The sequence below is a fragment of the Mycobacterium sp. ELW1 genome, from assembly GCF_008329905.1.
In the GTDB taxonomy this organism is placed as follows: domain Bacteria; phylum Actinomycetota; class Actinomycetes; order Mycobacteriales; family Mycobacteriaceae; genus Mycobacterium.
Genome location: NZ_CP032155.1, coordinates 3,776,775 through 3,789,197, shown reverse-complemented (window position 1 = coordinate 3,789,197; position 12,423 = coordinate 3,776,775). Strand labels below are relative to the sequence as shown.

The 12,423-nt window shown below is 66.3% G+C and carries 7 protein-coding genes and 1 pseudogene; 4 read left to right on the top strand and 4 right to left on the bottom strand.

What is annotated here, in order from left to right; all coding sequences use genetic code 11:
- Positions 1–56: 56 nt before the first annotated feature.
- The 3 genes from D3H54_RS17930 (at position 57) to D3H54_RS17920 (ending at position 7,258) form a co-directional block, all read left to right on the top strand.
- Complete coding sequence (locus tag D3H54_RS17930) at positions 57–2,471, top strand: putative bifunctional diguanylate cyclase/phosphodiesterase (protein WP_149380190.1); 2,415 nt, start codon at positions 57–59, stop codon at positions 2,469–2,471.
- Between the two features lie 58 nt (positions 2,472–2,529).
- Positions 2,530–4,833, top strand: a complete 2,304-nt coding sequence (locus D3H54_RS17925; RefSeq protein WP_286198916.1) for a putative bifunctional diguanylate cyclase/phosphodiesterase — start codon at positions 2,530–2,532, stop codon at positions 4,831–4,833.
- Between the two features lie 94 nt (positions 4,834–4,927).
- Complete coding sequence (locus tag D3H54_RS17920; protein WP_149380189.1) at positions 4,928–7,258, top strand: putative bifunctional diguanylate cyclase/phosphodiesterase; 2,331 nt, start codon at positions 4,928–4,930, stop codon at positions 7,256–7,258.
- Here D3H54_RS17920 and msrB read toward each other — a convergent pair.
- The 4 genes and pseudogenes from msrB to D3H54_RS17900 all read right to left on the bottom strand — a co-directional run bounded on the left by msrB (position 7,233) and on the right by D3H54_RS17900 (position 11,371).
- Positions 7,233–7,643 carry a peptide-methionine (R)-S-oxide reductase MsrB gene (gene msrB / locus D3H54_RS17915; RefSeq protein WP_168215086.1) on the bottom strand — a complete coding sequence of 137 codons (411 nt, stop codon included), beginning with the start codon at positions 7,641–7,643 and terminating at the stop codon, positions 7,233–7,235. The two genes, D3H54_RS17920 and msrB, sit on opposite strands and share 26 nt — an antisense overlap.
- 13 nt (positions 7,644–7,656) lie before the next feature.
- Positions 7,657–8,954 (bottom strand): annotated as a pseudogene (aftC, locus tag D3H54_RS17910) (arabinofuranan 3-O-arabinosyltransferase).
- Positions 8,955–8,974: 20 nt separating this feature from the next.
- Positions 8,975–10,549, bottom strand: coding sequence for an alpha/beta fold hydrolase (locus tag D3H54_RS17905; RefSeq protein WP_149380188.1), 1,575 nt, complete (start codon positions 10,547–10,549; stop codon positions 8,975–8,977).
- A 36-nt stretch (positions 10,550–10,585) separates the two neighbouring features.
- Positions 10,586–11,371: a pyrimidine reductase family protein gene (locus D3H54_RS17900; protein ID WP_149380187.1), complete on the bottom strand. Its 786-nt coding sequence runs from the start codon at positions 11,369–11,371 to the stop codon at positions 10,586–10,588.
- Between the two features lie 35 nt (positions 11,372–11,406).
- Here D3H54_RS17900 and zapE point away from each other — a divergent pair, with 35 nt between their 5' ends.
- Positions 11,407–12,423, top strand: a complete 1,017-nt coding sequence (zapE, locus tag D3H54_RS17895) for a cell division protein ZapE (protein ID WP_149380186.1) — start codon at positions 11,407–11,409, stop codon at positions 12,421–12,423.

Here is a 12,423-nt window from a genome sequence, read left to right as displayed (position 1 = left end):
TCGCTACGATTGCGTAGCCGTGAGTTTCTGCGCGGCCGACACGATCGGGGGCCCGCGTGGGAGGGCTGAGAGCGAAGCAGACGATCGCGGTGGTCGTCGGATTCGTCGTGGCCGTGCTGATGATCGCCACGATTCTCAGTGGATGGTCGGCCACCTCGCTGCTGTCACAGCTCACCAATACCGACAACATGATCATCGCGCTGGCGGCCGTGGCCACCGTTGTCGCCGCGTTGACGGCGAGCACGGGTCGCGGACGGGTGCGCGGCGCCTGGATCGCCATTGCGATCGGGCTCGGATGCTTCGCGTTGGGCGCGGCGCTGTGGCGCTATTACCACGTGGTCGGCATCGAGGATCCGTTCCCGTCGGTGGCCGACATGGCCTACCTGGTGCTGCCGATCGCCACTGCAGTCGCGATGTTGCTGTTGTCGTCCGGGCTCACTCGCACCTCCCGGACGCGACTGATTCTCGACGGTGTCATCGTGGCCGGGTCGTTCACCATCGTGAGCTGGGCAGTGGTTCTCGACGAGTTGTGGGACTCGGAGCCGGGAAACCGGCTGCAGGTGGCGGTCTCGGTGAGCTACCCGGTGCTGGACGCTGCCGCACTGACCATCGGTGTGCTGGTCGTGGCGCGCGCTCAACGGGGTCATCGCAGAACGCCGGCGATGTTGACGCTTGCCATGTTGAGCGTCGCCATCGCCGACGGCGCCTTCGTGTATCTGATGGCGACGGAACAGAAAACGAGTATCAAGTTCGTGGACTTCGGCTGGCTGGCGGGGCTTGCCTTGTTCATCGCCGCGGCCGTCACAAGCCGTGGGTTCGTGCACCGCGATACCGTTGCCGCGCAACCTGTTTCGTGGACCTCGGTCTGGCTGCCCTTCATACCGGTGCTGTTGGCCAGTGCCGCGGTGTTCACCGCATCGCCCGAGGAGCTGAAATCGGGACCGGTCCCGGCGATCGGGCTGATGCTGTTGATCGCGTTCAGCGCCCGCCAGCTGCTGGTGATGAGCGAGAACCGCAGCTTGCTGGCGACGGTGGCCGAGCAGGCCCTACGTGATCCGCTCACCGGTGTCGGCAACCGCATCGTGTTCCGGGACCGGCTTACTCACGCCATGCAGATGCGTGAGCGCGACGGACTCGCGGTCGGGGTCCTGGTCATGGATCTCGACGACTTCAAGGTGGTCAACGACACCCTCGGCCACCCGGTTGGCGACGAGCTGCTCAGCCTGGTCGCCGAACGGATCGTCGGGAGCGTGCGGGCCGGTGACACCGTGGCACGCCTGGGAGGCGACGAGTTCGCGGTCTTGATCGAGGGCCGGGTGGACAAATCGCAGCTGGTCGCCAACCGGGTGGTCGAGGCCTTCGACGAGCCGTTCATCGTCGACGGACAGGATCTGCTGATCCGGCCGAGCATCGGCCTGGCGGTCGCCGAACAGGATGAACCGGACCTACGAGCCGAGGACCTGTTGAAGCGGGCCGACATCGCGATGTACTCGGCGAAGCGATCGCGCACCGGCGGCGTGCACCCGTTCAACTCGGAGATGCTGCTGGCACAGACACCCGACGGCGATCTGTTCGCCAGTGGACCGATGCCGGCGTCGCGCAGCGGTGCCGGCACTATCCGGTTGTTGGGCGAGCTGCGGCAGGCCATCGATCAATTCGAGCTCACGCTGGTGTACCAGCCGAAGTTCGACCTCACTACGGCGTCGATCGTGGGCGTGGAGGCGCTGGTGCGCTGGCCGCACCCCCGGCGCGGCCTGCTGTCGCCGGATGAGTTTCTTCCGCTCGTCCGGCGCTACGGGCTGATGGGCTCGATCACCGACCTGGTGATCAACCAGGCTCTCGATGACGTCGTGAGCTGGCGGCAGGATTCTCTCGAGGTGCCGATCGCGGTGAACATGTTCGCGCCGTCGATGGCCGACCTACGGTTGCCCGGAAAGTTCGCCAAGGCTTTGGCCGATCGCAACCTGAGCCCGTCGCAGTTGACCGTCGAGATCACCGAAGATCTGTTCCTCGACCACATGGAGCGCACGAAGACGGTGCTGAATCAGTTGCAGGAGTTCGGGATTCGGATCGCGATCGACGATTTCGGCAGCGGCTATTCGGCACTGTCCTACATGCGCGATCTCACGGTCGACGAAGTGAAGCTGGACCGGCACTTCATCGCGCCGATCCCTGCCGACCAGCGGGCGTCCGCCGTGGTCCGGGCCGTGCTCAACCTGGCGAATGAGCTGGGCCTGACCACCGTCGCCGAGGGTATCGAGACCGCGACGACCGCCGACTGGCTGCGTGAGCACGGTTGCCACATCGGACAGGGCTACTACTTCAGCCAGCCGTTGACGGCCGACAAGGTGCGCGAAATTCTCAAGAAATGTGATCGCGATGCCGTGTGCCGGGTTTCGGGATGTTCATTGCGGTACGGCTCTTGTCACTGGTCGGAGTCTGATGTGCCCCACATCGAACTGACGCGGTAGGTACACTTGCGCCGGTCGTCAATATTGTCTCGGCGGCCGACGGGGGGAGGGTGCCGTTATGCCCAAGACTTCTCGTGTCGCGGTCGGGGCCGTCGTCGTGTTCGTCGTGTTCGTCTCCGTCATACTGAGCGGCTGGCTGCAGGGCTCGACACTGACCATCGTCGACGATTTCGCGCTCCTGGCCCTGGCGATGCCTGCCGTCGCGTTCTCCGCGCTGGCGGCCCGCTCGCTGTGGGGCCGTCGGCGGCTGGCATGGCTGTCGATGACCGTCGGTCTGCTGGGATGGACTGTGGGCGAAGCGATCTGGACCGTCTACGAGGTCCACTTGCATCAGCCGCCGTTCCCGTCGATCGCCGACGTGGCGTTCCTGCTGATGCCGGTGGGCTCCTGTGCCGCGCTGCTGCTGTTCCCCGTCGATCACACCAGTCAGTCGCGTGGACGGCTGTTTCTCGACGGTGTGATCATGGCGGGCTCGCTCTTCCTGGTGAGTTGGGTGACGATCCTGCACCCGCTCGATCAGTCCTACACATCCGATCAGTTCGGCTTCGTCATCTCGCTGGCCTACCCGATATCGGACGTCGTCATCCTCACTGTGGCCGGCGTGGTGCTGGTCAGGTCGAGCGGCCAGCAGCGTATGTCACTGGTCTTGCTGACCGCAGGTCTGGCATGTTTCGCGTTGGCGGACAGCGCCTTTGCCTATCTCTCGGCAAAAGGCTCCTACAGCTCCGGCAGCGTCATCGACATCGGGTGGGCGGCGGGTCTGCTGTTCATCAGCGTGGCAGCGTCCGCGGCCCGGGAGAGTAATCGCAAGCGGCGCAACTCGTTCGCGCTGCCAGGCTGGGCCTCGGTATGGCTGCCCTACACGCCCTTGTTGGTCGCCGGGGTCGTAGCCGCCGCGCAGCCGGTCCCGGATCTGCGGTCTCAGCCAGTTCTGATCGTGGCGAGCATTCTGGTGGTGACTGTTCTGGGCCGACAGTTCCTCGCGGTGCAGGAGAATCGGCGGCTGGTGGCCACTGTCGCCCAACAGGCACTGCACGATCCGCTCACCGGGCTGGCCAACCGCGCGTTGTTCAGCGACCGCCTCTGCCACGCGATGCACCTTCATGAGTGGAAAGGCCTTTCGCTCGCAGTGCTGGCGGTGGACCTCAACGAATTCAAGCTCGTCAACGATCACCTCGGCCATCTGGTGGGTGACGATCTGCTGGTGGGCGTGGCCGAGCGGCTGCGGCGCTGTGTTCGGCCGGGCGACACGGTCGCCCGGCTCGGTGGCGACGAGTTCTCGATCCTCGTCGAAGGCGGTCACGACGTGGCCGAGCTGGTCGGCAACCGGGTGGTCGAGGCCTTCGAGGAGCCGTTCGTCCTCAGCGGCCACGAGGTGTTGATGCGCCCGAGTGTCGGACTCGCACTTGTCGAGTCGGACGCTCCGAAGCTGACGGCCGACGAACTGCTGCAGCGGGCCGACACCGCGATGTACTCGGCCAAGCGATCCCGCAGCCGCGGTGTTCAGGTGTACCACCCCGATATCGCTGCGCTGGACGCGGCAGCCGACAAACGACTGTTCGGGGCGTTCGAACCCAGCTTCGACGCCGGTGGCGCCGCGGCGATCGAGCTGCTGGGAAAACTCCGGCAGGCCATCGACACGTCCGAACTCACTCTGGTCTACCAGCCGAAGGTCGACCTACACACCGCTGAGAACGCCGGGGCCGAGGCCTTGCTGCGCTGGCCGCAATCGGACGGGACCGTGCTGGCACCGGAGGAATTCCTGCCACTGGTTCGCAGGCACGGCCTGATGGGGCAGATCACCCAACTGGTGATCGGCATGGCCCTCGACGACGCACTGACGTGGCGCCGTGCCGGCGTCGAAGTGCCGGTTGCCGTCAACTTGTTCGCGCCCTCGGTGGCCAACAGCGCTCTGCCGGCGACCATTACCCATGCCTTGGCCGAGCGCGGCCTTCCTCCGACCGCGCTGACGGTCGAAATCACCGAGGAACTTTTCCTGGACAGCACAGAACGTACCCGTGCGGTGCTGGAGGAGTTGCAGAGCAATGGGATTCGGATCGCGATCGATGACTTCGGCAGCGGTTACTCGGCACTGTCCTATCTACGGGACCTGCCGATCGACGAGGTGAAGCTGGATCGCAGTTTCGTCGCACCGATTCTGACCGATGCCCGGGCCGCGGCCGTCGTGCGGGCCGTGGTCGACCTCGCGCACGTGCTTGACCTGACGGTGGTGGTGGAAGGGGTCGAGGATGCCGATACGGCGGCACTTGTGCGCGAACTGGGATGTGATGTCGGGCAAGGCTTCTTCTACGGTGTTCCCGTGACAGCCGACCAGGTGCCCGGTTTGGTGAAGGGCCGGTAGCCGGCAGCCCGGTCGGAGGGCCCGGGTCTATCCCAGAAATGGGAGTCGAAGGTTGTTAGGCTAGCGTTACTTTTCGGTCCGGGGGTAGAGGCGTATGCGACAGCTGCTTGGCAACGCCAGGCCTGTCCTTGCCGCTGTTCTTGCCGCGGTCGTACTTCCGGCGATCGCGGCCGTCGCGATCGAACGGTCGCCAAGCGCCACAACTATTGCCGTCTTCAAGATCGCGCTGACCCTCGCCGCGGCTGTGGCAGTCGGCGCGACAGTGCGAACGGCGCTACTGAGCCGAGGGCAGGCCCGGCTTGCCTGGCTGGGACTTGCCCTAGGTCTCGCAGCGTTCGGTACGGGGGTCGGGGTCCGGGCATGGGACGCGCTCGGTGGTCGCGAACGAGAGTTCCCATTCGAAGCGGACCTGCTGCGCCTACTCCTTCCGCTGGGCGGGTGTGTCCTGGTGCTGCTGCTCCCGTTGGGGCTGAGCCGGATGTCGCGAGTGCGGTTGCTGCTCGACGGGCTCGTCGTTGCCGGGTCATTCGTGATCGTGGCCTGGATCGGTGCACTAGAGGACGCATATCAAAACCGACCCGGCGATCGGGTTCTGCTGGCCACGTCGACCGCGTACCCGATGTTCGACGCGGCGTTGGTGACGATTGCCCTCCTGGTGTTCATGAGGGCTTTACCGGGCCAACGCTTGACGACCGGACTGATCACCGCGGCCAGCATCTGTTTCGCTGTGACCAATGACGTTGCAGTCTCATACATTGCGGCACAGCACTATTCAGATCATCGCGTCGTCGCCGTGGGATGGCTCGCCGGACTCTTGTTGTTCGTCGCCGTCGCGATTGCCGGACGGACATGCGAGTATCGGCACGCCGTTGTGGTGCGGCCGCCGTCGTCGGCTTCGGTGCTGCTGCCCTTTATTCCGGTGGCCGCGGCAACCGTGGCGACGTTCAGCCGGGAACCGAATGTCATGCTGACCAGCCCGACGACCGTCGCTGGCGGGCTGCTGATCGCTGCGTTCCTGGCGCGTCAACTCATTGTCGTCGGCGAGAACCGGAGGCTCTTCGAGGCCGTGACCAAGCAGGCCCTTCGCGATCCGTTGACCGGCTTGGCCAACCGGGCGGTGTTCCACGACCGGGTGAATCATGCCATGCAGATGCGCGACCGAGGTGGGGTGTCGGTCGCGGTGATGGCTCTCGATATCGACGAATTCAAAATGGTCAACGAGACTTTCGGCCATCGGGCCGGAGACGAACTGCTCAACCTCGTGGGCTTGCGAATCCTCACCGTTGTCCGGACCGGCGACACCGTAGCCCGCGTCGGTGGTGACGAGTTCGCCGTCCTCATCCAGGGACGCGACGACCATTCGTCCGTCATCGCCCATCGGGTCGCGGAGTCGTTCGACTTGCCGTATGCCGTGGACGGTCAAGAGCTGATGGTCCGTGCCAGCGTCGGCCTCGCGGTGGCCGACAGCGATGATCCCGACGTCAGCGCCGAGGAACTCCTGAAGCGTTCGGACATTGCGCTGGACGCGGCCAAGACATCTCGCGTTGCAGGGGTGCACACGTTCACCGCGGAGATGGAAGCCGACTTCTTCGCCGCCGGTGTCGTGTCGCCTGCACCGCAGAGCGGAGCCACCAGGGCCCGTGGGTCGGCGGTTCGGCTGCTCGGTGAGCTCCGGCGCGCGATCGACCAGGGTCAGCTCACTCTGGTCTATCAGCCCAAGCTCGACCTCCGCACGTGCGACATCGTTGCGGCCGAGGCGTTGGTGCGCTGGCCGCATCCCGAGCGCGGGGTGCTCAGTCCTGACGAGTTCATGCCGCTGGTTCGTCGGCATGGGCTGATGGGTGCCGTCACCGACCACGTGGTGAGCCGAGCTCTTGATGACGCTCGGGTCTGGCACGACGCGGGGTTCGCCATTCCGGTCGCGGTGAACGTGTCCGCGCCGTCGCTGGGCACCACCCGGCTGGCCACGACTGTGTCAGATGCCCTGAGACACTGTGGGCTTGCGGCGTCGGCGCTGATCGTCGAGATCACCGAGGACGTGGTGTTGGAAGGTCTGGAGCAGGCCTCGCGCGTCTTGCGCGACCTGCGGGCCAAGGGGGTCAAGATCGCCGTCGACGACTTCGGAAGCGGCTACTCGGCTCTGTCGTATCTGCGCGATCTGCCCATCGATCACGTCAAGCTGGATCGTCGCTTCGTTGCGCCGATCACCTCGGATCTTCGTGCGGCAGCAGTTGTTCGGGCGGTGATCAACCTCGCCCACGAGCTGGGACTGACCACCGTCGCGGAAGGGATCGAGGACGTCGAGACGCTGGAGCAGTTGCGCGAATACGGCTGCGACGTGGGGCAGGGCTACTACTTCAGTCGTCCGGTGCCTTTCGAACGGCTGCTCGCGATGCTCGCTAATCCTCCGTGGGCACCAGCGTGAGCGAAATCGAATTGATGCAGTAGCGCTGATCGGTCGGCGTCGGGTAGCCCTCACCGCTGAAGACGTGACCGAGATGGCTATGGCAGTTCGCGCACAGCACTTCCACCCGGTGCATACCGAGCGTGTCATCCGGACGCAGGATGACGGCTTCGGAATGCGACGGGTCGAAGAACGACGGCCAGCCGCAGTGCGATTCGAATTTCTCGGTGCTGCGGAACAATTCGGCGCCGCACGCCCGGCAGGCGTAGATGCCTTCGGTCTTGGTGTCGGTGTACTCGCCGGTGAACGGACGCTCGGTACCGGCCTCTCGGAGCACGGCGTATTCAGCCGGGTTCAGCCGCTTGCGCCACTCGTCGTCGGTCAGTTCCAGCTTTGGGGCGGGAATGGAACTCATGCATTCACGTTACAGCGGCGTCCCGCCGGGGTTCGCGTATCCACGGCGGATCGATACCATCGGCCAGCCGGTCGTCGGCCTTGGCGTCGGCGTAGCGGAAGTACAGCACGCAGAAGACCACGACCAGCATGAGCGACCAGCCGTAGGTGATCTTCATGTACTCCAGAAAGCGTCCGGTCGTCGGCCAGCGCCACAGCAGCCAGCGGTCCATGGTCAAGAACCCGTAGGTGGCCAGCCAGGCCGGCCAGTTCCGCACCACCGAGTTCGGCAGGACGACCGTCATCAGGAACGGGAACAACATCATCGAGTAGTAGCCCTGGGCGAGCGACAGGACCAGCCAGGAGGCGATCAGCAGCACCCGACCGACGACGTGAGCATCCAGAACAGCGGATCGCGGTGTTTGTAGTAGCGGTGCAGCAGCCACAGGCTGGCCACGGCCAGCGCCAGGAAGATCACCCGCAGTACGACGATCAGCCACATCGGCAGCCCGTAGTACACGCCGTTGCCCAGCACGGAGGAGTTGAAGTAGTCCCGGGTGGAGAAGATGTAGGGCAGCGTGCGTTGGACGAAGTTCATCGGATCCGCGACCAGCGGCCAGGCCGCCAGGTTGAACACAACCGGCACGATGATCGCCGCGACGACGGCGCGCCACTGCTTGTTCAGCAGCGGCAACAGCAGCAGCACCCCGAGCACCGGTTTGACCACCAATGACAGCCCGATCACCACGCCCGCCCACCACTGGTGACTGACCTTGCCGTCGAGCAGCCAGCGGAAGAACAGCACCTCGCACAGCAGGATGCAGCCGTTGATGTTGGTGAACACCAGTGTGTTGGTCACCGACTCGGTGCAGAACATCGCCAGCAGCAGCGCGGGCAGGGCCACCGAGCTCAACGGGAATCTGAACAGTCGCACCAGCAGGCATGCGGCGATGATCATTGCCGCGGTGTTGAAGAAGACGAACCAGTTGTGTGAGGCGAAGACCGGCAGGTAGCCGAACGGTGCCATCAGCAGGGTGCCGCCGGGCGGATAGAGATAGTGCGGGTCGACATAGTCGAAGTGCTCGTTGTAGATGTCGAACCCGCGGCGGAAGTTCGACACCGCCCGGTAGACGGGCCCGAAGTCGTCGGTGATGTAACCGTTGGTGGACAGCACGTAGCTGCGGTGAATGATCGACATGATCGCGATCGGCCACAGCACCGAACGCAGGACCGCTGCGGTGGTGGGTGGGCTGGTCCGGGGGCGGAATGCGGCCAGCAGGCCGGATCGCGATGAGTCAGCTAGCGCCACGGTCGCACCGTACACCGGCCGGAGGGGTCAGATGCTCAGGCGGGGCAGTAGGTGTCGGTGGGCGGCATGTTCCCGCTGTCCAGATAGCTCATCATGGGCGGCAGCGCACACGCCGTGTAGATGCTGGCGCCGTGCCCGATGCCCTGCCACATCACCCGCCTGCTGGCCGCGCCGGCATTGATGATCGTGGCCGCCGACGCGGGCACACCCTGGTTGCCGGCGATCGGATCGTTCTGCACGCCCAACAACAGCACGTTGACCTTCAGGTCCTTCGGGTCCTTGGGCGCCGCGCCGCTGGGCCAGTTGAGGCACTTGACGAGGCCGAGCGCGCCGACCGCCCCGAACTGCGGGTAGAGCTTGCCCCACTGGACGAGGAGTTCACGAACCCGGTCGGGTGTCGGGCGGTTCAGGGCGTCGCTGCAGGAGTTGATGAACTGGCCGTCGCTGTCGCGCATCGCCTCGGCTCGGTTGATCAGACTGTTCAGCTGGTTGACGTCACCGCCGCGGGCGGCGGCGAGAACGTTGGCCAGGCTCACGGTGCTGCCGATGCGGTCGCCGCTGGGGTAGCCCAGCGCGGTGACGATCGCGTTGGCCAGCACCGCCACCGAGACTCCGCCGGGACCGCGGCCGGCCCGGGCGGCCGCCAGCAGCGAGTCGACGGCGCCCTTCGGGTCCGGCCCGAGCGCACAGTTGACCGCCACACACTGCTGGGCGAACGCATCGAGGGCGGCCTGCTGGCCTTTGACCTGTTCCTCGGCCGCGGCTTCGGCGTTGACGCCGGGCGGCACGGGGGAGTCGAGCACCAGCCGGGCCACCTTGTCGGGATGGGAACCCGCGTAGGCCAGGGCGATCTGCGCGCCGTTGCCGACACCGATCAGGGCCAGCGCCGGCACGTCCCAGGTGCTACGCAGCCGTTCGAGATCCTCGGCGGCGCGGGCATTGTCGTAGGCGGAGTCGCCGGGCGCGATGGTGTCGGTGCAGCTTGTCGTCGCGGTCATGGTGATCGCGCCGAGGTTGGCCACCGGGTCGTCGCCGGACTCGAACTGTGCCTGGTCGCGCATCTCCTGGCGATCGAACGAGTCGCGGCAGTCCACCGGGCTGGACATGCCGATGCCGCGGCGGTCCACCGAGACGACGGGATGGCTTTTGAGGACGTCGGCGCCGGACCGGGACAACCACACCGGCAGCTGCATCGACGACGGGATGTCGGTGCCGGTGGTGAAGACCAGCGGTCCGGCGTCAGACGGGGTCTGCACCGAACGGGCGCGCACCACACCGATGCTCACGGTGCCGGTGGCTCCGGCGATCGGGTCGAGGTCGGCGTCATAGCTGGCGCACTCGAGGATCACGCCGGGTGCGGGCGGCGTCCCGGCGTCACCGAAGACCTTCGATGTGCAGTCTTTCCAGCCGAGCTCGTTCTTGGGCGCCGCGATGGCCGGCGGTCCGCCCGCCGGATTGGTGGTGGTCGGGCCCGACGGGTTGTGCGCCTTGTCGCTGGCGAACTGCGGGTTGGCGGCCAGCCACGGGGCACATCCGGTCAGCAGAACTGTCAGCGCCGCGGTGCCGAGGCTGACTATGGCCTGGGAGGCCCAGACCCGACGATCGCGCATGCCCACCACCCTAGCGACACCGCCGGCGCGAATAGCTCAGCCGACGCGCGTATAGCGCCCGTACAGATAGCCCTCGGCGTCCGCCATCAGATGCGTGCGGCGCATCGAGGTCAGCACCTGACCGGAGCCGCCCACGATTCGGGGTGCCTCACCGCCGACCAGCATCGGGGCGGTGGTCAGGCACAGCTCGTCGAGCAGGCCGTGGTCGATGAACGTCCCCAGCAGCGTGGGCCCGCCTTCGCAGAGCACCCGGCGCAATCCGCGCTCGGCCAGCGCGGCAAGCGCGACGGCCGGGTCCACCTCGGCCGGGTCGTCGCCCGAGCAGGCGATCACCTCGGCCGCGCCGCCCAGTCGGGCACCGGTGTCCGCCGCGACGTCGGCACAGGTGAGCACCAGCGGCGTCACCTCGGTGCGGGTCAGCACCTGCCAGTCGTTGTCGACTCGGCCCGAGCGGGTGACCAGCGCGATCGGTGGGACTTCGCCCTGCCCGCGGCGCTGCCGGTTGCCGCGCTGCGCGACCGTCATCTGCGCACCCGAGTAGCCCTCCCCGTGCGCGGTGCCCGCGCCGACGACGATGACGTCGGCCAGTTCGCGCAGTACCCGGAACAGCTGCCGGTCACCGGAGCCGCCAAGCCCGCCCGAGGTGCCGTCGGTGGAGGCACCGCCGTCGAGACTCGCGATCATGTTGGCCCGGACCACGCAGCGTTCCGCGACGGCGGGGTAGGCGTAGAGCTCGTAGAGCCGATCATCATCGACGGCGCTGATGTCACCCAGCAGTGTGAAGTACGTCCCATCCGGGTCGTTCGCGCTCGGGTCGGCCATACAGACGATTGCAGCACGTAGCTAGGGTTCCTGTCATGGACCGCCTCGCCGACCGGCATCCGACGGTGTCCCCAGAGCGGCTCGTCGCTCAACTCGTCCCGCCGCCCACGTTCGCGGGTGTCAGCTTCGCGACCTATCGGCCCGACTCCGACGAGCCCACCCAGGCCGCGGCTGTGGACGCCTGCCAGGCGTTCTGCGAGGAGGCCGCCCGTCGGCGGGCCGGGAAGAAGAAGCTGTTCGGTAAGCGGGAGACCCTGCCCGGCACCGGTATCTATCTCGACGGCGGCTTCGGCGTGGGCAAGACCCACCTGCTGGCGTCGTCCTACCGGCAACTGCCCGACTCGGCCGAACATCCCAAGGCGTTCGCCACTTTCGGGGAGCTGACCCAACTTGCCGGCGTGTTCGGGTTCGTCGAGTGCATCGATCTGCTCGCCGACTACGTGGTGGTGTGCATCGACGAGTTCGAACTCGACGACCCGGGTAACACCACCCTGATCTCGCGGCTGCTGTCGCAGCTCGTGGAGCGCGGCGTCTCGATCGCCGCGACGTCGAACACGCTGCCCGAGCAATTGGGCGAGGGGCGCTTCGCCGCGCAGGACTTTCTGCGCGAAATCAACACGCTGGCAAGCATTTTCACGACAGTTAGGATCGAAGGCCCGGATTACCGGCACCGTGGCCTGCCGCCGGCGCCGGACCCGCTCACCGACGAGGAGGTGGCGGCCAGGGCGGCCGCGCAGCCCGGTGCCACCCTCGACGATTTCGATTCGCTGTGCGCGCATCTGGCGACCATGCACCCGTCGCGCTATCTCACCCTGATCGAAGGCGTGGCGTGCGTGTACATCACCGGCGTTCACCCGATCGACGACCAGAATGTGGCGTTGCGGCTGGTGGCTCTCACCGACCGGCTGTACGACGCGGGAATCCCGGTGGTGGCCTCGGGCGCCAAACTCGACACCGTCTTCTCCGACGAGATGCTGGCCGGCGGCTACCGCAAGAAATATCTGCGCGCGACGTCGCGACTGCTGGCGCTGACGAGCCCGGGCGGGCTGTAA